The organism is Pseudomonas sp. R4-34-07 (assembly GCF_003852375.1).
Taxonomy (GTDB): Bacteria; Pseudomonadota; Gammaproteobacteria; order Pseudomonadales; family Pseudomonadaceae; genus Aquipseudomonas.
The window spans coordinates 4,314,965-4,335,596 of the sequence record NZ_CP027760.1 but is presented as its reverse complement, the minus strand read 5'-3'; the positions used below and the strand labels follow the sequence as shown (position 1 = coordinate 4,335,596).

General features: G+C 61.1%; 17 protein-coding genes and 1 pseudogene. 9 read left to right on the top strand and 9 right to left on the bottom strand.

Going from position 1 to position 20,632, the window contains the following annotated elements; translation table 11 throughout:
• The first annotated feature begins 2 nt into the window (after positions 1-2).
• The 3 genes from C4J85_RS19890 to C4J85_RS19880 all read left to right on the top strand — a co-directional run bounded on the left by C4J85_RS19890 (position 3) and on the right by C4J85_RS19880 (position 2,593).
• Positions 3-827 carry a mechanosensitive ion channel domain-containing protein gene (locus C4J85_RS19890; protein ID WP_003193288.1) on the top strand — a complete coding sequence of 275 codons (825 nt, stop codon included), beginning with the start codon at positions 3-5 and terminating at the stop codon, positions 825-827.
• Positions 828-914: 87 nt separating this feature from the next.
• Positions 915-1,505, top strand: a complete 591-nt coding sequence (gene sigX / locus C4J85_RS19885) for an RNA polymerase sigma factor SigX (protein WP_003193286.1) — start codon at positions 915-917, stop codon at positions 1,503-1,505.
• Between the two features lie 107 nt (positions 1,506-1,612).
• Positions 1,613-2,593, top strand: coding sequence for an OmpA family protein (locus C4J85_RS19880; protein WP_124367958.1), 981 nt, complete (start codon positions 1,613-1,615; stop codon positions 2,591-2,593).
• 60 nt (positions 2,594-2,653) lie between these two features.
• On the opposite strand, the gene cobA is transcribed toward C4J85_RS19880, so the two are convergent.
• The 8 genes from cobA to C4J85_RS19840 form a co-directional block, all read right to left on the bottom strand.
• On the bottom strand, positions 2,654-3,397 hold the full coding sequence (cobA, locus tag C4J85_RS19875; protein ID WP_124410547.1) for a uroporphyrinogen-III C-methyltransferase: 744 nt from the start codon (positions 3,395-3,397) through the stop codon (positions 2,654-2,656).
• Between the two features lie 9 nt (positions 3,398-3,406).
• On the bottom strand, positions 3,407-6,115 hold the full coding sequence (locus C4J85_RS19870; protein ID WP_124410546.1) for a nitrate reductase: 2,709 nt from the start codon (positions 6,113-6,115) through the stop codon (positions 3,407-3,409).
• Complete coding sequence (gene nirD, locus C4J85_RS19865) at positions 6,115-6,432, bottom strand: nitrite reductase small subunit NirD (protein WP_057721197.1); 318 nt, start codon at positions 6,430-6,432, stop codon at positions 6,115-6,117. The genes C4J85_RS19870 and nirD overlap by 1 nt, the downstream gene beginning before the upstream one ends.
• Positions 6,429-8,882 carry a nitrite reductase large subunit NirB gene (nirB, locus tag C4J85_RS19860; RefSeq protein WP_124410545.1) on the bottom strand — a complete coding sequence of 818 codons (2,454 nt, stop codon included), beginning with the start codon at positions 8,880-8,882 and terminating at the stop codon, positions 6,429-6,431. The genes nirD and nirB overlap by 4 nt, the downstream gene beginning before the upstream one ends.
• A gap of 224 nt (positions 8,883-9,106) precedes the next feature.
• Positions 9,107-10,777, bottom strand: a complete 1,671-nt coding sequence (locus C4J85_RS19855) for a bifunctional protein-serine/threonine kinase/phosphatase (protein ID WP_124410544.1) — start codon at positions 10,775-10,777, stop codon at positions 9,107-9,109.
• Entirely contained in the window at positions 10,777-11,988 is a 1,212-nt protein-coding gene (locus C4J85_RS19850) for a NarK/NasA family nitrate transporter (RefSeq protein ID WP_124367953.1), read from the bottom strand. The genes C4J85_RS19855 and C4J85_RS19850 overlap by 1 nt, the downstream gene beginning before the upstream one ends.
• 144 nt (positions 11,989-12,132) lie before the next feature.
• Positions 12,133-12,708: an ANTAR domain-containing response regulator gene (locus tag C4J85_RS19845; protein WP_057721200.1), complete on the bottom strand. Its 576-nt coding sequence runs from the start codon at positions 12,706-12,708 to the stop codon at positions 12,133-12,135.
• A 13-nt stretch (positions 12,709-12,721) separates the two neighbouring features.
• A complete protein-coding gene (locus C4J85_RS19840) occupies positions 12,722-13,948 on the bottom strand; it encodes a CmpA/NrtA family ABC transporter substrate-binding protein (protein WP_124410543.1) in 1,227 nt (408 codons plus the stop codon).
• Between the two features lie 237 nt (positions 13,949-14,185).
• On the opposite strand from C4J85_RS19840, the pseudogene C4J85_RS19835 reads away from it, so the two are divergent.
• The 5 genes and pseudogenes from C4J85_RS19835 to C4J85_RS19815 form a co-directional block, all read left to right on the top strand.
• A pseudogene (locus tag C4J85_RS19835) lies at positions 14,186-15,022 on the top strand (secretin N-terminal domain-containing protein); the annotation flags it as partial.
• 107 nt (positions 15,023-15,129) lie between these two features.
• A complete protein-coding gene (locus tag C4J85_RS19830) occupies positions 15,130-15,351 on the top strand; it encodes a FliM/FliN family flagellar motor switch protein (protein WP_124363925.1) in 222 nt (73 codons plus the stop codon).
• Between the two features lie 161 nt (positions 15,352-15,512).
• Entirely contained in the window at positions 15,513-15,899 is a 387-nt protein-coding gene (locus C4J85_RS19825; protein WP_124363924.1) for a winged helix-turn-helix domain-containing protein, read from the top strand.
• 19 nt (positions 15,900-15,918) lie between these two features.
• Positions 15,919-16,353, top strand: coding sequence for a transglycosylase SLT domain-containing protein (locus C4J85_RS19820; RefSeq protein ID WP_256657796.1), 435 nt, complete (start codon positions 15,919-15,921; stop codon positions 16,351-16,353).
• Between the two features lie 85 nt (positions 16,354-16,438).
• Positions 16,439-17,458, top strand: coding sequence for a quinone-dependent dihydroorotate dehydrogenase (locus C4J85_RS19815; RefSeq protein WP_124367951.1), 1,020 nt, complete (start codon positions 16,439-16,441; stop codon positions 17,456-17,458).
• A 132-nt stretch (positions 17,459-17,590) separates the two neighbouring features.
• On the opposite strand, the gene rmf is transcribed toward C4J85_RS19815, so the two are convergent.
• A complete protein-coding gene (gene rmf / locus C4J85_RS19810; RefSeq protein ID WP_002553055.1) occupies positions 17,591-17,806 on the bottom strand; it encodes a ribosome modulation factor in 216 nt (71 codons plus the stop codon).
• A gap of 532 nt (positions 17,807-18,338) precedes the next feature.
• Between rmf and rlmKL the strand changes: the two genes are divergently transcribed.
• Entirely contained in the window at positions 18,339-20,603 is a 2,265-nt protein-coding gene (gene rlmKL / locus C4J85_RS19805; RefSeq protein ID WP_124367950.1) for a bifunctional 23S rRNA (guanine(2069)-N(7))-methyltransferase RlmK/23S rRNA (guanine(2445)-N(2))-methyltransferase RlmL, read from the top strand.
• The last annotated feature ends 29 nt before the right edge of the window (positions 20,604-20,632 follow it).

Below are 20,632 nucleotides of genomic sequence, written 5' to 3'. Positions count from 1 at the left end.
ATATGGAACTTGATCTCTGGACCCAGAGCCTGGTCACCGCGATGACCGCATTGTGGACCAAGGTGGCGAATTTCATTCCCAACCTGTTTGGTGCCCTGGTCCTGGTATTGCTGGGCTTTGTCGTGGCCAAGTTGCTCGACACCCTGCTGTCCAAATTGCTCGCCAAACTCGGGCTGGATCGCCTGATGGCCGGCACCGGCCTGACCAAGCTGCTGGGCCGCGCCGGGCTGCAAGTGCCGATCTCTACGCTGATCGGCAAGATCGTTTATTGGTTCGTTCTACTGATTTTCCTGGTTTCTGCGGCTCAGTCCCTTGGACTTGAGCGAGTTTCAGCTACGCTCGACATGCTGGCACTGTATTTGCCGAAAGTTTTCGGCGGCGCGCTGGTGTTGCTGGTAGGTGTTTTGCTCGCGCAACTGGCCAATGGCCTGGTGCGCGGAGCCGCTGAAGGCGTCGGGCTGGACTACGCGGCAGGCCTGGGGCGGATTGCCCAGGGGCTGGTGATCATCATCAGCATTTCCGTCGCGATCAGCCAATTGGAGGTCAAGACTGACCTGCTGAACCACGTTATTGTGATCGTTTTGATTACCGTTGGTCTGGCCGTTGCGCTGGCCATGGGGTTGGGAAGCCGGGAAATTGCCGGTCAGATTCTTGCGGGAATCTATGTGCGTGAGCTATATCAAGTTGGGCAACAGGTGCGTGTGGGCGAGGTTGAAGGGCAAATCGAGGAGATCGGCACAGTCAAGACGACCGTGCTGACCGATGACGGAGAACTGGTGTCGCTGTCCAACCGGATTCTCCTGGAGCAGCAGGTCAGTAGCCGCTAAACCGGCAAACCCTGCTAATGTACGCCGCCGCAAACCCGGCTGACCGGGTTGCAGCGGACATTGACCTGACTGCCGGCACGACTTGTTTTGAATAAAGCCCAAACGCTGTCCACGCGCTATGACCCCCGTGAGCTCTCTGATGAGGAGTTGGTCGCGCGTTCGCACACGGAGCTGTTTCACGTTACACGCGCGTACGAAGAATTGATGCGCAGGTATCAACGCACTCTGTTCAACGTTTGTTCAAGGTATTTGGGGAACGATAGAGATGCCGATGATGTCTGTCAGGAAGTGATGCTCAAGGTGCTGTACGGCCTGAAGAACTTCGAGGGCAAATCGAAGTTCAAGACCTGGCTCTACAGCATCACCTACAACGAGTGCATCACGCAGTATCGGAAGGAACGGCGAAAGCGTCGCTTGATGGACGCTTTGAGTCTGGACCCCCTTGAAGAGGCGTCTGAAGAAAAGGCGCCGGCACCCGAGGAAAAGGGCGGGCTCGACCGCTGGCTGGTGCATGTGAACCCGATTGACCGTGAAATTCTGGTGCTACGTTTTGTCGCAGAATTGGAATTTCAGGAAATCGCTGACATCATGCACATGGGTTTGAGTGCTACAAAAATGCGTTACAAACGTGCTCTTGATAAATTACGTGAGAAATTTGCGGGCGAGACTGAAACTTAGTGCGTAGCAAATATCTCTTACGTGTAGGCAAGTTCTGTTAGACTTGTCGCCGAGTTGTCCCCCGGTTTGTGGGACTGCTTTACAATCACCAGATGGGGATTTAACGGATGAAACTGAAAAACACCTTGGGCTTGGCCATTGGTTCTCTTATTGCCGCTACTTCTTTCGGCGTTCTGGCACAAGGCCAAGGCGCAGTTGAAGGCGAGCTGTTCTACAAGAAGCAGTACAACGATAGCGTCAAGCACATCGAAGACGGCTTCAATCCTGGCGCTCGCATCGGTTACTTCTTGACCGACGACCTGTCCTTGAACCTGTCCTACGACAAGACTAACCACACCCGTTCGAACGACGGTACTGGTAGCCAGAAGATCAAAGGTGATACCGGCAGCCTGGTTGCCCAATATCACTTCGGTCAAGCTGGCGTTGACAGCCTGCGTCCATACGTTGAAGGCGGTTTCGGCCACCAGAGCCGTGGCAACGTAAAAGCTGACGGTCACAGCGGTCGCGATCAGACTACTTTCGCTACCATCGGTACCGGCGTGAAGTACTACTTCACCAACAACCTGTACGCTCGTGCTGGCGTTGAAGCTGACTACGGTCTGGACAACGGCAAGTGGGACTACTCCGCACTGGTTGGCCTGGGTGTGAACTTCGGCGGTAACGCTGGCGCAGCTGCTCCAGCTCCTACCCCAGCACCAGCTCCAGAGCCAGTTCCAGAGCCAGAAGCTCCGGTTGCTCAGGTTGTTCGTGTTGAGCTGGACGTTAAGTTCGACTTCGACAAGGCCGTTGTTAAGCCTAACAGCTACGGCGACGTCAAAAACCTGGCCGACTTCATGGCTCAGTACCCAGACACCAACGTAGAAGTTGCTGGTCACACTGACTCCGTAGGTCCAGACGCTTACAACCAGAAGCTGTCCCAGCGTCGTGCTGACGCTGTTAAGCAAGTCCTGGTTAAAGATGGCGTAGCTCCTAGCCGCATCACTTCCGTAGGTTACGGCGAATCCCGCCCAGTTGCTGACAACGCAACTGAAGCTGGTCGCGCTGTTAACCGTCGCGTAGAAGCAGCGGTTGAAGCTCAAGCTAAGTAATTAGCCGAGCTTCACAAAAAGCCCGGCTTAGGCCGGGCTTTTTTTTGCCTGCGATTTGCCTCAGGCGCTGGCGGCTGCCGCGACGCAAGCCATCTGGGCTGCGCTGGCAACACGGCCAATCACCAGGATCGCCGGGCTCTTCAGCGCAAACGCCTGCGCGTCTTCATGCATGGCGGCGAGGTCGCTACGGCATTCGCGCTGCTCGGGCAACGACGCATTTTCGATCATCGCCACCGGCATATCCGCAGCCATGCCACCTTCCAGCAACTGTTGCCGAATCTCTTCCAGCTTGGCTACGCCCATATACACCACCAGCGTCGTTCCCCCCTCGGCCAGTGCACGCCAATTCAGGCTGCTGTCGTCCTGGGTATGCGCCGTGATCAACGTCACGCCACGGCTTACGCCGCGCAACGTCAACGGGATATCGCAATTCGTCGCTCCGGCCAGCCCTGAGGTGATGCCGTTGACTAACTCCACCTCGACTCCACGCTCGCGCAGCCAGGTTGCTTCCTCACCACCCCGGCCGAAAATGCACGGGTCGCCACCTTTAAGCCGCACCACGCACTTGCCCTGGCGCGCGTAACGCAGCATCAGGCGGTGAATAAAATCCTGCGGCGTGGAACGACAGCCGCCACGCTTGCCGACGGTGATCACTCGCGCATCGGCACAGTGTTCCAGCACGGCGGGGTTAACCAGATCGTCAATCAGCACCACATCCGCTTCATGCAGGGCCCTTACCGCTTTGAGGGTGAGCAATTCCGGATCACCGGGCCCGGCGCCTACCAGCCAAACTTTTGCGCTCATGTTGTTACCTCACAGACTGATTGCGATTGGCTGCGGGCTGGCGGCCAAAAGACGTTTGATTTCTGGCACGCAGGAGCCGCATTGCGTGCCGCACCCCAGTTCTTGTTTGAGTCCACTCAGGTCCAGGCCACGGGCGATCCCGGCGCACACTGCGTTTTCGCTGACATTTATGCAGTTGCACAGGACCTTGCTGCTGGCTGCGGCACCCCCCGGTGGCGCGCTTAACGGCGCCAATAGCCAGCGGCGTAATTGATCGTCGGCGCGGCCTTCCAGCCAGAGGCTCTGCAGCCAATGGCGGGCGAGGGTTTCGCCGGCCAGGCGCAACGCGGTAATGCGGCCTTTTTCGATTTTTACCCGTTTACCGATGGAACGGCGCGGGTCGTCATACGCCATCACCGGGCCGTCATTGAGCCCAAGCAACTGGTCGATGCGGTTCAGCAACTGCAGGTCTGGCGCCTCGGTATGGGCTGCACGCACCAGCAACGCGGGACGCTCACGTCCGGACAGGCTCAGGCTGACGTAGGAAAAACCCTCACAGAGCGGGCGCAGGGCTTCGAAATGTCGCTGCACATCGCCCTCAATCAGCGCAAACAGCTGCCACGGCAGTTGCACCGCTTCCAGGCGCACACCGCTGTGTTTGAGTTCCGGCTGTTTCGACAACGGGTCGCACGCCGGCTGGGTCAGCACGTTGACGCCGCCTTTGAGAAAACGGTCGCCCCAATGCATGGGCAGGAACGCCTGGCCGGGGCGCACGCTGTCATCGCTGGTGACCGCGACGATCACATTGCCTCGACGGCTTTTCAGGTTGACCAAGTCACCTTCTTTGAAGCGATGACGGCGCAACTCGTCCGGGTGCAGGCTCAACAGCGCCTCGCTGACATGCCCGAACAACTGCGCTGCCGTGCCGGTACGGCTCATGCCGTGCCATTGGTCGCGCAGGCGGCCGGTGATCAGGGTCAAGGGGAAGCGTGCGTCACGCTGCTCCTTGGCGGCGCGGTAAGGGTCGGCGACAAACTGCGCACGGCCATTAGCGGTGGGGAAAATGCCATCCACGTAGAGGCGCGGCGTTCCGGCTTGTGCACCCCTGGGAAACGGCCACTGTTGCGGGCCGAGCCGGTCCAGCAGGGCATGGCTGATGCCCGACAAATCCAGGTCGCGGTCCTGCGTCAACAGCTTGAACTCGTCAAAAATCTGCGCAGGTTGCTCGAAGGCAAACAGGCTGTTCAGCCCCGGCCGCAGACGACGCTCCAGGCGTCGGGCGAAATCCACCGTAATCGCCCAATCCGGCCGCGCTTCTCCCGGTGCGCTGATGGCGCGTCGCACATGGGAAATACGCCGTTCGGAGTTGGTCACCGTGCCTTCTTTTTCACCCCAGCTGGCGGCGGGCAACAGCAGGTCGGCGTACGCGGCGGTCTCGGTGGTTCGAAACGCCTCCTGCAACACCACAAACGGACATGTCGCCAAGGCGGCACGCACGGCATTCTGGTCCGGCAATGATTGGGCGGGGTTGGTGCAGGCGATCCACAACGCTTTGATCTTGCCCGCCTGTACCTGCTCGAACAGTTCGATGGCCGTGAGGCCGGTGGTGGCGGGCAGTTGATCGACGCCCCAATAAGCGGCGACTTCTGCGCGATGTTCGGGGTTGGCGGCGTCGCGATGCCCAGGCAGCAAATTCGACAAGCTGCCGGTCTCGCGCCCGCCCATGGCATTGGGTTGGCCGGTCAGGGAAAACGGCCCGCAGCCTGGCCGGCCAATGGTTCCGGTGGCCAGGTGCAAGTTGATCAGCGCGCTGTTTTTCGCACTGCCCGCAGTAGATTGGTTCAACCCCATGCACCACAGCGACAAAAAGCTATTGGAGGTGCCCACCCACTGCGCGCACAGGCGCAACTGCTCCACGCTGATCCCGCACAGTTGCGTGACCATCTGCGGGGTGTAGTCATGCACCAGGCGTTTCAGCTCGGCCAGGCCGTCGGTATGCGCCTGGATAAAATCGCGGTCGATCCAGTCTTCCCACAACAGCAGATGCAAAATTCCATGGAACAGCGCGACGTCGGTCCCCGGCAGGATCGCCAGGTGCAGGTCAGCCAGTTCGCAGGTGTCTGTGCGCCGTGGGTCGATCACCACGACTTTCATCTGTGGGCGGCGCGCCTTGGCTTCTTCCAAACGTCGGAACAACACTGGATGAGCGTAGGCCATGTTACTGCCGACGATCATCACGCAGTCGCTGGTGTCCAGATCTTCATAGCTGCAGGGTGGGGCATCGGCGCCCAGGCTGCGCTTGTATCCAACGACGGCCGAGGACATGCACAGCCGTGAGTTGCTGTCGATATTGTTGGTGCCGACCAGGGCGCGCGCCAGTTTGTTGAAGCTGTAGTAGTCCTCGGTCAGCAATTGCCCGGAGATGTAGAAGGCCACGCTGTCCGGCCCATGCGCGGCGATGGTCTCGGCAAATACCGTGGCCGCATGTTCCAGCGCGGTATCCCAGTCGGTACGGGCGCGGGCCAGGTCTTTGCCCAAGCGCAACTCCGGGTACAAGGCGCGGGCGTCGAGGTCACCGGTCAGATGCAGGCTGGCACCCTTGCTGCACAGCTTGCCGAAGTTGGCCGGGTGGTCCGGATCGCCTTGCACGCCAAGGATTCGGGTGCCGTCATGCTCAATCAGCACGCCGCAGCCCACCCCGCAATAACAGCAGGTGGATGCGGTGACCTGGCGGTCCATCACCCTGCGTCCCGCAGGGCCAGCATCACTCGGCCGTTTTCCACGCGGGCGAGGTGATGATGGGCGCAACCGATATCCGGCGCCTGGGCTTCGCCGGACGCCAGGTCGATCTGCCAATTGTGCAGCGGGCAGGCCACGCGCTTGCCATAGATCAAGCCTTGGGACAGTGGCCCGCCTTTGTGCGGACAACGGTCATCGAGGGCGAAGACCTCATCGTCGCTGGTGCGAAAAATCGCAATGTCGCCTTTGGGCCCGTTGATGATGCGCGAGCCCAATGCGTTGATTTCTTCCAGGGCGCAGATATCCAGCCAGTTCATGCTGGCACCTCCAATTGCTTGACCGGGATGACGTCGAATTCCTTTTTCAGCAGCGGCTGTTCCAGGCGTTCTTTCCAGGGGTCTTGCTCGAACGACAGCGAAAACTGCAGGCGCTCGTTGAGGGCCTGGCGCCGGGCCGGGTCTTCGAGCACGGCTTTCTTGATATGGTCCATGCCCACCCGCTGCAGGTAATGCACGGTGCGCTCCAGGTAGAAGGCTTCTTCGCGGTACAACTGCAGGAATGCGCCGTTGTATTCGCGCACTTCCTCGGCTGTCTTGAGCTTGACGAAGAATTCCGCGACTTCGGTTTTGATCCCGCCGTTGCCGCCGATGTACATCTCCCATCCCGAGTCCACACCAATGATTCCCACGTCCTTGATGCCTGCTTCCGAGCAATTGCGCGGGCAACCGGACACCGCCAGCTTGACCTTGTGCGGCGACCACATATTGAACAGGTCGTGCTCCAGCTCGATGCCCAGTTGCGTCGAGTTTTGCGTACCGAAGCGGCAGAACTCGCTGCCCACGCACGTCTTCACGGTACGGATGGATTTGCCGTAGGCATGCCCGGACGGCATGTCGAGGTCTTTCCAGACGCCGGGCAAGTCCTGCTTCTTGATGCCGAGCAAGTCGATGCGCTGGCCGCCGGTCACCTTGACCATGGGCACGTTGTACTTGTCGGCCACATCGGCGATACGGCGCAGCTCCGACGGATTGGTCACACCGCCCCACATCCGTGGGACGACGGAATAGGTGCCGTCTTTCTGGATGTTGGCGTGGGCGCGCTCGTTGATCAGGCGCGATTGCGGGTCGTCCTTGGCTTCGCCCGGCCAGGTGGAGATCAGGTAGTAGTTCAGCGCCGGACGGCAGGTGGCGCAACCGTTGGGCGTGCGCCAGTTCAGGTAGCTCATGGTGCCGGCGATGGTCAGCAGGTGCTGGTCGCGAATAGCCTGGCGGATTTGCCCGTGGTTGAGGTCGCTGCAACCGCAGATGGCTTTTTCGCTCTTGGGTTTGACGTCGGCGGCGCCGCCCACGGTGTTGATCAGGATCTGCTCCACCAGCCCCGCGCAAGACCCGCACGAGCTGGCGGCCTTGGTGTGCTTTTTCACCTCATCGACGCTGAACAGCCCCTGTTCCTGGATCGCCTTGACGATGGTGCCCTTGCACACGCCATTGCAGCCGCAGACCTCGGCATTGTCGGCCATGCTCATGGCTTTGTCCTGGCCCTGATGGCCTACATCGCCCAGTGCATTTTCGCCAAACATCAGATGGTCACGGATCTCGCCAATCGCGTGGTTCTCACGGATCTGGCGGAAATACCAACCGCCGTCGGCGGTATCGCCGTACAGGCAGGCGCCGACCAGGATGTCGTCCTTGATCACCAGTTTTTTGTACACGCCGCCGATGGGGTCGGAGAGGGTGATGGTTTCAGTGCCTTCGCCGCCCATGAAGTCTCCGGCAGAGAACAGGTCGATGCCGGTGACTTTCAGCTTGGTGGAGGTGACCGAACCTTTGTAGGTGGCAAAACCCAGTTGGGCGAGATGGTTGGCGCAGACCTTGGCCTGTTCGAACAGCGGCGCCACCAGGCCGTAGGCAATCCCACGGTGGCTGGCGCATTCGCCGATGGCATAGATGCGCGGGTCGTAGGTTTGCATCGTGTCGTTGACCAGAATCCCACGGTTGCAGGGGATGCCGGACTTTTCTGCAAGTTCGGTGTTGGGGCGGATACCGGCGGCCATCACCACCAGGTCGGCGGGAATGATGTCGCCATTCTTGAACTGCACCGAGCCGACCCGGCCGTTGCCGGCATCGTGCAAGGCCTGGGTCTGTTCGCACAGGCGGAACACCAGGCCACGGCTTTCCAGTTCGGTTTGCAGCAGTTGGCCGCTGGTCTTGTCCAGTTGCCGCTCCAGGAGCCATTCACCGATGTGCACCACGGTCACCTGCATGCCGCGCAGCATCAAGCCGTTGGCGGCCTCAAGGCCCAGCAGCCCGCCACCGATAACCACGGCGTGCTTGTGGGTCTTGGCGGTGTCGATCATGGCCTGGGTGTCGGCGATATCGCGGTAGCCGATCACGCCCTGCAAGGTGTTACCGGGAATGGGCAGGATAAACGGAGTGGAACCGGTGGCGATCAGCAGGCGATCGTACTCGGCTTCGGTACCGTCTTCGGCGATGACCCGGCGCTTGATCCGGTCGATCTGCACCACCTTGCGGTTGAGCAGCAGCTTGACGTTGTTATCGAGGTACCAGTCCAGGTCGTTGAGCACGATCTCTTCGAAGGTCTGCTCGCCGGCCAGCACCGGCGACAGCAGGATGCGGTTGTAGTTGGTGTGGGGCTCGGCGCCGAACACGGTGATGTCATAGAGGTCGCTGCTGAGTTTGAGCAGTTCTTCCAGGGTGCGAACCCCGGCCATGCCGTTGCCGATCATCACCAGTTTGAGTTTTTTCATGTCGCTCTCCGACCAATCACGCGCAAACAAAAAAAGGCGTCCCCGCTAGTTACCTAGCGAGGACGCCTTTGTCCTGGTCCCGTTCTCTCGGGAAGCTCGGCCCTTCGACGTTGAAGGAGCGGCTATATGTGGGTTGTTGGGATAGCTAATGCAGCAGCTGTGCCAAGTGCCGATGTCCCTGGTTTTATTGAGCGTTTAACCCGAATGCCGCAGGGTTTTGCCCGTTAGTGGTGCAATAGCCAGTAGAGCAGCACCAGATTGATCAGCAGCGAAGCCATCGCCAGGGTTTGCCAGACCTTCAGCGGTTCACGCTCCAGCAAGGGGCGGGCGCGCACGCTCAGCTCACGGCGGTCGGCCTGTTCCAGCACCAGCAGCCATTCTTCGGCGGTTTCATAACGTTGCTGCGGTTGCGCGGCCACGGCCCGTTCGAGGCTCGCGGGCAACCAGTCGGGCAAGTCGGGACGGTAGCGGCTGGCGCTGACCGCCTGAGTGAAGCGCGGACGTTGGAAGGCTTCGATTTCGCCGTAGGGATAGTGGCCGGTCAGCAGGTAATAGAGCGTGACGCCGACGCTATACAAATCCTGTTGCGCCGTAGGCCGCTCGCCATTGAACGACTCCGGCGCGATAAAACTCGGGGTGCCGGGCAGCACATGCGCACGGTCTTCGGACAGCCCTGGGCAGTAGGCCAGGCCGAAATCCAGCACGCGCAGTTCGCCGTCGTCCCCCAGCAACAGGTTTTCCGGCTTGATATCGCGGTGCAGAATCTGCCGCCGATGCAGCAGGCCCACCGCGCGCAGCAAACGCTCGGCGATGGACTGCCATTGAGCCAAGGGCAATGGGCCCTGGCGCTTGAACAGTTCGGCCAGGGTTTGTCCCGGATATTCACGCATCACGTAGTACAAATGCTGACGCCCGCTGGCGGCATGGACTTCAGGGAACGCGCGGCCGGCGACCCGGCGCAGAAACCATTCTTCCGAGAGCAGGGCCTGGGCGGCGTCAGTGTCTGCTTCGCGATTGAGCGGCAAGGTTTTCAGCAACCAGGGGCGGTGCTGATCATCCTCTACCCGATACAGCAATGACTGTCGGCTCTGCGCCAACAGGCTGTGCACCTGCCAACCTTCGAAGCGTTGCCCGGCCTTGAGCAGCGGCGGCAGCGGCCACTGCTGCAACTGCACCAGTGCATCGCCCAGCGTGGCGGCGCCGAGTGCGTCGACGCGCACCAGCAAGGCGCTGGCATTGTCCTGGCTGCCTGCCAAGTGCGCGGCATTCACCAGGGTGTTGACCGCCAGGTCCAAGTCGCTTTGCTCGCGCAGAATCGCGCGGATGCTGTGGTCGCCCAACGTGGCCCAGACCCCGTCACTGAGTAGCAGGAAACACTCGCCGGCGCGCAGTTCTCCGTCGAGAAAATCCAGCACCAAATGTTGGTCCAGGCCGAGGGCACGCTTGAGCACATGCTGCATGCCCGGTTGCTCCCACACATGGTCTTCGCTGATGCGCTGCAGCTCGCCGTCCAGCCAGCGATAGGCGCGGCAATCGCCGACGTGGGCCAGGGTGAAACGCTGGCCACGAAACACCAGGGCGCTGAGGGTGGTCAGCAGCGGCTGGCCGCCGCCATTGGCTTGCAGCCAGCGATTCTGCGCGACCAGTAAACGTTCCAGCGCCTGGGCCACGCCCCAGGTCTGCGGCGTGGCGTAGTAGTCCAGGGCCAGCGCCTGCAAGGTCGAGCGTGCGGCCAGGCCGCCATCGGCGCATTGGCTGACACCGTCGGCCAACGCGCACAGGTAGCCTTTGCTCGCCGCCAGTTCCGCCATGGGCGTGACCACCCGCAGCGCGTCCTGGTTTTCTGCCCGTGGGCCGATCGCACTGGCCTGGGCGACGCTCAGTTGCAGGCTCATCAGACGCGCGCGGCGGTCACGGCAGCCGAGCCCCAGGTGGTTCTCCAGCGACGCTTGACGCCGTGCAGGCCAAACCAGGCCAGCACGCCGAGGCTGGCGAACAGCCACAGGGCCACCTGATAACTGCCGGTACTCTGCTTGATCGCACCCATGCCGGCCGCCAGCACAAAGCCGCCAATGCCGCCGGCCATGCCGATCAAGCCGGTCATCACGCCGATCTCACTGCGAAAACGCTGTGGCACCAGTTGGAATACCGCGCCATTCCCGGCGCCAAGGCCGAGCATGGTGCAGACGAAAAGCGCCAGCGCGGCGTAGGAACTGGGCAGGTTGAAACCCACCGCCGCGATGCAGATCACCGCCACGCTGTACATGCCGAGCAGGGTCTTGATCCCGCCGAAACGGTCCGCCAGGGCACCGCCCAAGGGGCGCATCAGGCTGCCACCGAAGACACAGGCCGCGGTGTAGTAGCCGGCGGTCACCGGGCTCAGGCCGTACTGGTCGTTGAAGTAGCCGGGCAGGGCACTGGCCAGGCCGATGAAGCCGCCAAAGGTCACGCTGTAGAAGAACATGAACCACCAACTGTCGCGATCACCCAGGGCTTTGAAGTAGTCGGCCATCGACTTGGCTTTCGGGCGTTGCGGGGCATTGCGGGCAAGCCAGGCGAACACGATCAGGGTGAGAATCAGCGGAATCAGCGCGAAGCCGAACACATTGCTCCAGCCAAATGCCGCCGCCAGTACCGGGGCCAGCAAGGCGGCAAACACGGTGCCGGAGTTGCCGGCGCCGGCGATGCCCATGGCTTTGCCCTGGTGCTCGGCCGGGTACCATTGCGAGGCCAGCGGCAGGGCGACGGCAAACGAGGCACCGGCCATGCCGAGGAACAGGCCCAGCAGCAGGGCTTGCTCGTAGCTGTGAATGCCCAGTTTCCAGGCGCAGAACAACGCGACAATGACAATCACCTGGCCGATCAGCCCGGCGGTCTTGGGCGACAGCTTGTCGGCCAGCATGCCCATGAGAAAGCGCAACACCGCGCCCGCCAGGATCGGCGTGGCGACCACCAGGCCGCGCTGTTGAGTGGTCAGGTGCAGGTCGGCGGCAATCTGTACCGCCAGCGGGCCCAGCAGGTACCAGACCATGAAGCTCAGGTCGAAATACAGGAACGCGGCAAACAGGGTCGGGGTGTGCCCGGATTTCCAGAAGCTTGATTTCATCACGCACCTCAACGGTTGGGTCTAAAACGAAAAAACGCCGCCACCGGGTTCGCGAGGGCAAACCGGGTGTGCGACGTCTTTGTCGTGGATTGGGCAACCGCCGTTGGCTACCTGTAGAGGTTCTTTAGCAAGAGCCGCGCCAGATCACCCGAGCAATTCGCTCATGGCAATAATCTGTTCGGCGACCTGGATCAGTTTCTGCTGGCGGCTCATGGCCTGGCGGCGCATGAGGGTGTAGGCCTCTTCCTCATTGCAGTCCTTCATTTTCATCAGCAGACCCTTGGCCAGCTCGATGCGCTTGCGCTCCGCCAACTGTTGATCGCGGGCGTGAAGCTGGGCGCGCAGGGCCTGGTCGCTTTCGAAGCGTGCCATGGCCACATCGAGGATCGGTTGCAGGCGCTGGGCCTGGATGCCTTCGACGATGTAGGCACTGACCCCGGACTTGATCGCCTGGCGCATGACATTCGGGTCGTGCTCGTCGGTAAACATCACGATAGGGCGGGGTTGATCGCGGCTGACCAGCACCACCTGTTCCATCACATCGCGGCCGGGTGACTCGGTATCGATCAGGATCACGTCAGGGCGCACCGTTTCGACGCGCGCGGGCAAGTCGATGGTCAGGCCCGATTCATCGATCACCTCGAAGCCGGCCTCGGTCAGCGCGGCCTTGAGCCGGCCGACTTTGCGCGGGGTGTCGTTGATCAACAGGATTCGCAGCATGGTCGTGCTCCTGTCAGCGCAGCGCTTGGCGGCTGGTGTCGTCCGCCATGGCGTGCAGACGGAAGCTGCGGGCATAGCCGGCGGGGTCTGAGCCGTCCCAGACCTTGCCGTCGATCAACTGGCTGCTGCGCATATCTTCGTCATGGGGCGGGACGCCGACGGCGCTGGCGGCTTGACGATACACGTCCAGTTGTTGCACCTGGCGGGCAACGTCGAGGTAATCCGGGTCTTCGCGCAACAGGCCCCAGCGGCGAAACTGGGTCATGAACCACATGCCGTCGCAGAGGTAGGGCAGGTTGACCGCACCATCGGCGAAAAAACGCAGCGCATGCGGGTCCTGCCACTGGTTGCCCAGGCCATCGTCGTAATTGCCCAGCAGGCGAGGTTCGATACAGTCCAGCGGCGCGTCGAGGTACTCGCGGGCGCTGAGCAGCTGGGCGGTGGATCGACGGTTTTGCGTGCTCGCTTCGATAAAGCGGCTGGCTTCGAGAATCGCCATCACCAGCACACGGGCGGTATTGGGGTATTGGTCGACGAAGGCTTGGGTACAGCCCAGGACCTTTTCCGGATGATTCGGCCAGATCGACTGGCTGGTCGCCAGGGTGAAGCCCTGGTTCTGCTTGACGGCGCTGGCGCACCAGGGTTCACCGACGCACAGGCCGTCGATACGACCGGCTTGCAGGTGCGCAACCATTTGCGGCGGGGGGACCACCACGCTGTCCACGTCCCGCAGCGGGTGGATGCCCTGGCTTGCCAGCCAGTAATACAGCCACATGGCGTGGGTGCCGGTGGGAAAGGTCTGGGCGAAGGTGAGTTTTGTGCGGCTTTGGTGCACGTGGCGCTCCAATGCCTCAGGAGTGACCACGCCTTGCTGTTGCAGCCCACGGGACAGGTTGATGCTCTGCCCGTTCTGGTTCAGCCCCATCAGCACCGCCATCGGGCTCGGAGCAACGCCGCCGATGCCCAGGTGCACGGCATAGATCAGCCCGTACAGGCTATGGGCGGCGTCCAGCTCACCGCTGACCAGTTTGTCGCGCAGGTTGGCCCAGGACGTTTGACGCTTGAGGTTCAGCGTGAGGCCGTAGGGTTGCGCAAACCCCTGGGTGGCGGCGACCACCAGCGAGGCGCAATCAGTCAAGGCCATGAACCCCAGGTCGAGACTGCTCTTTTCCGGCGCGTCACTGCCGTTTACCCAGGCCAGCGCCGGGGTCACCGGGCTGTTGCCGACCGAATCGTTCATCCACACCTACCTTTTCTCTCAAAAAAAAGCGTCGCTTCCTCGGATGGCGATACCAGCCATTACAGGGAAACGACGCCTTTGTCCGTAGGCCCGCTCCGTCGTTGGCGCGCGCCCTGATAGAGAGTGCATAGCAAGGCACATGCCATGGGGCAGCCATCAGCTTTCCATCATGATTGAACCTCGCCTGCCTCTCAGTATGGCCGCTCTTTCGCGTTCTACCGCCCCAGGAAAACCAAGGTGCATGCTGAATCTCCCATTCCGACGAACCGCCACTGCCTCGGTAGCACGCTGCTGTGGGTGGTGCTGTTGCTGCTCAGCCGGGTTGCCTGGGGCGAGCCGTATCAGGCCAGCGATGAAAGCCTGGACAGTTTTTTCGCTGCATTGTCGGTGCCCCTGGGTCTGCCTGTGGTGGTCAGTCGGGAGGCGGCGCCCAGGCGTGTCAGCGGGACGTTCGATTTCGAGGCGCCCCAACAGGTCCTCGAAGCGCTGGCCCGGCGTGAAGGCCTGATCTGGCACAGCGACGGGCAATCGGTGCACGTCTACAACGCAACCGAAGCGAGAACCTCCGTGGTGGCGTTGCGGTACATCTCAGTCAACCGACTGCGCGGCATCCTGCGCCGAACGGGGCTGGATGAATCGCGCTATCCCTTGCGCGACAGCGGGGTGCGTACCTTCTACGTGTCCGGGCCACCCAGCTATGTCAACCAGGTGCTGCGGCTGGCGCAATTGACAGACCGCCAACGCAGTGAGCTGCGCGTGGGCACGCACGCCTTCGGGGTGGTGCAGGTATTCAATACCCATGTCGAGGATCGGCAGTATGGCAGCGGCGCGAGCAAGGTCAGCGTGCCGGGGATGGCCTCCATCATTCAAGGCCTGCTGGCCAGCGAGCAGAAGGGCCCGCTGGCGGACAAGAACCTGACGCTGATCGCCTATGCGGACACCAACAGCCTCTTGATCAAAGGCAAGCCGGCCCAGGTAAGCCTGATCGAGAAGCTGGTAGATGAATTGGATGTTCCCAAGCAACTGAATGAAATCTCGTCATGGCGGGTGGATGTGGGCCGTGACGAATCGAAGCCTCCGGCCGGGCCGCCGCCGTTGACGGCTGCGCAATATGAGCGTGTGCAACGTGCGTTCGTAAGGCCGGGCCGCGCGCGTTCCCCCTGAATAAAAGGCGTTTGTCCATGTACCTGGAAATACTGCTGCAGGAGCAATTGATCAGCCGTAAGCGTCTGGCTGCGTTTGCGCCGGGGAAAGTGTTGCCGTTGGCGCCTGAGGTCATCCACTGCGTGGAGGTGCGGGTCAACGGGCAGTTGATGGCTGTGGGTGAGTTGGTGCAGCTGGAGGACCGGTTAGGCGTTGAGTTGCATGAGGTGTATCAGGAATGGATACCTCGTTCGGGTTGAGTGGTGAACTGTCTTACAACGAGACGCTGAAAAACGCTGACTGAATAGGGTTTTTCCTAGCGTGATACGCGAGACAGGTTTTTATAGTCATGGCATCGGGCGAGTGAGCCGTCACAGCAAGAAGGATTTGAATGTCAGCAGTCGAATGTGCAGGACGCCTTATGGACATCGGGATTGAAGAATCGACAAATTCCCTGGTTTTCGCTCACTGGACCTTGCATGAAGATGGTCGGCTCACGGGTAGGGAAACCGATATTCAACTGCCGCCCAAAGAGGGGAGCGTGCTCCGACTGTTGCTGGTTTCCGGCGGTTCGTTGATGACCAAGGACCGCTTGTTGGCGCTTGCCTGGCCCCGGGGCGAGGTGGCTGATGAGTCATTGACACGTTGCATCTACGCCTTGCGCAGACACTTGAAGGCCGACAAAGGGTTTATCAAGACCGTGTATGGCAAGGGCTACCGTTTTACCTGCCCTGTGCAGGTCCGGAACGCTGAGCCCAAGCACGTCATGCACGTGTGTTCGGCGTGCGGGCAGATCAGCAGTGTTTAAAGTGTGGGGCAGGGGCCTGATGCTGGGCTTGTTGATGGGCAGCAACCAGGCCCTGGCCTACTGCTGGGATGAAGTGGCGCGTCGTTACGACTTCGAGCCAGAGTTGCTGCAGGCCATCGCGGCGGTAGAGTCGGGGTACCGCGCAGAAGCGATCAATTATGCCAACGCTAATGGCACGCATGATATCGGCTTGATGCAAATCAACAGCAGTCACCTGCCTCGCCTGCTCAAGCTGGGCATTACCGAAGAGCGGCTGTTGAGCGAGCCGTGTTTGTCGGTGGAGGTCGGTGCCTCGATTCTTGCCGGGTTCGTTCAGCGTTTCGGCTATAACTGGACAGCGGTGGGTTCTTACAATGTGGGAGCGGGCGCCGGGGCGGAGCGTGACGCGTTGCGCATGCGCTACGCCGAAAAAGTCTGGGCCCGTTATGAGGCACTGATGGCCCATCGTAATTGACGATTGGGCGGCACGCCTCGCATGCAGCGTGTGTCCCCGGCTATAATCGCGCCACCTTTCGCCGCCATCCGAGTCTAGCCCGCCCATGTATACCCTGGCCCGCCAGCTGTTGTTCAAACTCTCCCCGGAAACCTCCCACGATCTGTCCCTGGACCTGATCGGTGCCGGTGGCCGCCTGGGGCTCAATGGCCTGGTATGCAAGGCTGCGGCGAAAGTACCGGTGTCGGTGATGGGTCTTGAGTTTCCCAATCCGGTCGGACTGGCGGCCGGCCTGGACAAGAACGGTGCGGCAATCGACGGGTTTGCGCAGTTGGGTTTCGGTTTCGTCGAAATCGGCACCGTGACGCCTCGGCCGCAACCGGGCAACCCCAAGCCCCGGATCTTCCGCCTGCCGGAAGCCGAGGCGATCATCAACCGCATGGGCTTCAACAATCTGGGTGTGGACCATTTGTTGTCACGGGTTCAGGCGGCGAAGTACAAGGGCATCCTCGGTATCAACATCGGCAAGAATTTCGACACGCCGGTAGAGCGTGCGGTGGACGATTACCTGATCTGCCTGGACAAGGTCTACGCCCACGCCAGCTACGTCACCGTCAACGTCAGCTCGCCCAATACCCCGGGCTTGCGCAGCCTGCAGTTCGGCGACTCCCTCAAGCAATTGCTCGAAGCATTGCGCCAGCGCCAGGAAGACCTGGCAGTGCGCCACGGCAAGCGGGTGCCATTGGCGATCAAGATCGCTCCCGATATGAGCGATGAAGAAACCGTGCTGGTGGCCCAGGCCCTGATGAACGCGGGCATGGATGCGGTGATCGCGACCAACACCACCCTCAGCCGTATGGGCGTCGAAGGCCTCGCTCACGGTGACGAGGCGGGCGGTCTGTCCGGTGCGCCGGTACGGGACAAAAGCACCCATATCGTCAAGGTGCTGGCGGCCGAACTGGCGGGGCGCTTGCCGATCATCGCTGTGGGGGGGATCACCGAAGGCAAACACGCGGCTGAAAAGATCGCGGCGGGCGCAAGCCTGGTGCAGCTGTACTCCGGTTTCATCTACAAAGGCCCCGCGCTGATTCGCGAATCGGTGGACGCGATCGCCGCCCTGCGCTGAAGGCGCTTGTCTGCCAGGCAATAAAAAGGGCTCCATAAAGGAGCCCCTGGGCCGAAGCCCGCCGCCCGGATAGGACGTGCGTGGTTAAGTCGCTACATATTCAAGTTGATGTGTCGGAATTAAGTGCCCTGATTAGCCGACGGCGTGAAGTTCGTTGAGTCTGTGGATACCCGCAGTGCCAGTCATACCGTCCCAGTTGTCGCCTCGTCCTTCTCGCCAGCCATTGATCCAGGCTTGGCGCACCGACGGTAGAGTAAATGGGCAAAGCTCACGGGATTTTCCATGAACGCCATATTGATATCCGCGTAAAAATGCTCTTTCCAACGGATCACGCTTAAGTCTTCTCATAGGGTGTTTCCCTCACTTGTTGACTGTCTAGATATCCTTCGGCCTCGTGTGAGGCCGGGCAGAGTTTTTCTGCCGTTGGTGGGCTCGCTGCCGGCGTGGCGAGCCGATGTGTCGGCGTCGTTACGGCGCCAACCTGTGTTGAGTTCTAACCAATAGGTCACATGGATTCAATGATCGTTTTGTCATAAGCACGTAACGATAACGATGCTATAGCCATAAGCTGGGATGGCTTTTCGCCCCTTTTCCTAGGCAAAGCCAGCTATGATGTGCCCTGCGAAGAGAATGTGTTTAATCCTTTGGTGAGAATGCCCACCTGTTGCAGTCGGTTATTATTCGACGAAGGGTCGGAATATTTCTTTTTGTTGCTTCAAATTCTTCTTCTGCCCCGTCAATAAAGGCCCAAAGGCCCGTCAGACGAGGTGGAGCGGCACATTCGTGCCACGCGAGCACTCTTCAAGAAAAGTGCTTGATTGAAAACCGAACCGGCGATGCGTCGCCCGTTCATTGATTGCTGAAAAGCCTGGAATACCCCATGTCGGACCGTTTTGAACTCTTCCTCACCTGCCCCAAGGGCCTCGAAGGCCTGCTGATCGAGGAAGCCGTCGGGCTTGGCCTTGAGGACGCCCGCGAGCACACCTCGGCCGTGCGCGGCATGGCCGACATGGAAACCGCCTACCGCCTGTGCCTGTGGTCGCGTCTGGCCAACCGGGTGTTGCTGGTGCTCAAGCGCTTCCCGATGAAGGACGCCGAAGACCTCTACCACGGCGTGCTGGATATCGAATGGGCCGACCACATGGTCAGCGACGGTACGCTGGCGGTGGAGTTCAGCGGTCACGGCTCGGGCATCGACAACACCCACTTCGGCGCGCTGAAGGTCAAGGATGCAATCGTCGACAAGCTGCGCACCCCGACTGGCGAACGTCCGTCCATCGACAAGATCAACCCGGACCTGCGCATCCACCTGCGCCTTGACCGTGGCGAAGCCATCCTGTCCCTGGACCTGTCCGGCCACAGCCTGCACCAGCGCGGCTACCGCCTGCAGCAGGGTGCCGCGCCGTTGAAGGAAAACCTGGCGGCCGCGATCCTGATTCGCGCCGGCTGGCCGCGCATCGCTGCCGAAGGCGGCGCATTGACCGACCCGATGTGCGGCGTCGGCACCTTCCTGGTCGAAGGCGCAATGATCGCCGCCGACATGGCGCCCAACCTCAATCGCGAACTGTGGGGCTTCACCACGTGGCTCGGACACGTCCCGGCGTTGTGGAAGAAGCTGCACGCCGAGGCCACCGAACGTGCCGCTATCGGCATGAACAAAACCCCGCTGTGGGTGCGTGGCTATGAAGCCGATCCGCGCCTGATCCAGCCGGCCCGCAACAACATTGAGCGCGCCGGCCTGAGCCACTGGATCAAGGTGTACCAGGGCGAAGTCGGCACGTTCGAGCCGCGCCCGGACCAGAACCAGAAAGGCCTGGTGATCTGCAACCCGCCGTACGGCGAGCGTTTGGGTGATGAGGCCAGCCTGTTGTACCTCTACCAGAACCTTGGCGAGCGTCTGCGCCAGGCTTGCATGGGCTGGGAAGCCGCAGTGTTCACCGGCGCGCCGGACCTGGGCAAGCGCATGGGCATCCGCAGCCACAAACAGTATTCGTTCTGGAACGGCGCTTTACCGTGCAAATTGTTGCTGATCAAGGTCAACCCGGATCAGTTCGTCACCGGCGAGCGTCGTACCCCGGAGCAGCGCCAGGCTGAACGTGAGCAAGCGGCTTACGACCAGGCCCCGACCGAACCGGTCGAGCGTCAGTACAACAAGAACGGCAACCCGATCAAGCCAGCCCCGGCCCCGGTGGTCGAACAGGCGCGCTTGAGCGAGGGCGGGCAGATGTTTGCCAACCGTCTGCAGAAGAACCTCAAGCTGCTGGGCAAGTGGGCCAAGCGTGAGGGCGTGGATTGTTACCGCGTGTACGACGCCGATATGCCGGAGTACTCCATGGCTATCGACCTGTATCACGATTGGGTGCATGTGCAGGAATACGCCGCGCCGAAGTCCATCGACCCGGAAAAAGCCTCGGCGCGCATGTTTGACGCGCTCGCGGCGATTCCCCAGGCACTGAACGTCGACAAAAGTCGCGTGGTGGTCAAGCGTCGCGAGCGTCAGAGCGGCACCAAGCAATACGAGCGTCAGAGCGCCCAGGGCAAGTTCACCGAGGTCAGCGAAGGTGGCGTGAAGCTGCTGGTCAACCTCACCGACTACCTGGACACCGGCCTGTTCCTCGACCACCGCCCGATGCGCCTGCGCATTCAGAAGGAAGCGGCGGGCAAGCGTTTCCTAAACCTGTATTGCTACACCGCCACCGCCAGCGTACATGCGGCCAAGGGTGGCGCGCGCAGCACCACCAGTGTCGATTTGTCCAAGACCTACCTGGACTGGGCGCGTCGCAACTTCTCCCTCAACGGCTTTTCCGACAAGAACCGCCTGGAACAAGGCGATGTAATGGCGTGGCTGGAAGCCAGTCGCGATGAGTTCGACATGATTTTCATCGACCCGCCGACCTTCTCCAATTCCAAGCGCATGGAAGGCATTTTCGACGTGCAGCGTGACCACGTGCAATTGCTCGACCTGGCCATGGCGCGCCTGGCGCCGGGCGGCGTGCTGTACTTCTCGAACAACTTCCGCAAGTTCCAGCTGGAAGACAACCTCAGCCAACGCTATGCGGTCGAGGAGATCAGCGACAAGACCATCGACCCGGATTTCGCGCGTAACGCCAAGATCCACCGCGCCTGGAAAATTACCGCACGCTGATACGTGTGGCGAGGGGGCAAGCTCCCTCG

Coding starts and splice junctions, on each gene's coding strand:
- cobA (WP_124410547.1), bottom strand. CDS start 3,397: ATGAGCGCAAAAGTTTGGCTGGTAGGCGCCGGGCCCGGTGATCCGGAA.
- C4J85_RS19840 (WP_124410543.1), bottom strand. CDS start 13,948: ATGAACGATTCGGTCGGCAACAGCCCGGTGACCCCGGCGCTGGCCTGG.
- C4J85_RS19815 (WP_124367951.1), top strand. CDS start 16,439: ATGTATACCCTGGCCCGCCAGCTGTTGTTCAAACTCTCCCCGGAAACC.
- C4J85_RS19890 (WP_003193288.1), top strand. CDS start 3: ATGGAACTTGATCTCTGGACCCAGAGCCTGGTCACCGCGATGACCGCA.
- rlmKL (WP_124367950.1), top strand. CDS start 18,339: ATGTCGGACCGTTTTGAACTCTTCCTCACCTGCCCCAAGGGCCTCGAA.
- C4J85_RS19850 (WP_124367953.1), bottom strand. CDS start 11,988: ATGAAATCAAGCTTCTGGAAATCCGGGCACACCCCGACCCTGTTTGCC.
- C4J85_RS19855 (WP_124410544.1), bottom strand. CDS start 10,777: ATGAGCCTGCAACTGAGCGTCGCCCAGGCCAGTGCGATCGGCCCACGG.
- C4J85_RS19880 (WP_124367958.1), top strand. CDS start 1,613: ATGAAACTGAAAAACACCTTGGGCTTGGCCATTGGTTCTCTTATTGCC.
- C4J85_RS19830 (WP_124363925.1), top strand. CDS start 15,130: ATGTACCTGGAAATACTGCTGCAGGAGCAATTGATCAGCCGTAAGCGT.
- nirB (WP_124410545.1), bottom strand. CDS start 8,882: ATGAAAAAACTCAAACTGGTGATGATCGGCAACGGCATGGCCGGGGTT.
- C4J85_RS19825 (WP_124363924.1), top strand. CDS start 15,513: ATGGACATCGGGATTGAAGAATCGACAAATTCCCTGGTTTTCGCTCAC.
- nirD (WP_057721197.1), bottom strand. CDS start 6,432: ATGAACTGGCTGGATATCTGCGCCCTGGAAGAAATCAACGCATTGGGC.
- C4J85_RS19870 (WP_124410546.1), bottom strand. CDS start 6,115: ATGGACCGCCAGGTCACCGCATCCACCTGCTGTTATTGCGGGGTGGGC.
- C4J85_RS19820 (WP_256657796.1), top strand. CDS start 15,919: ATGCTGGGCTTGTTGATGGGCAGCAACCAGGCCCTGGCCTACTGCTGG.
- rmf (WP_002553055.1), bottom strand. CDS start 17,806: ATGAGAAGACTTAAGCGTGATCCGTTGGAAAGAGCATTTTTACGCGGA.
- C4J85_RS19845 (WP_057721200.1), bottom strand. CDS start 12,708: ATGCTGCGAATCCTGTTGATCAACGACACCCCGCGCAAAGTCGGCCGG.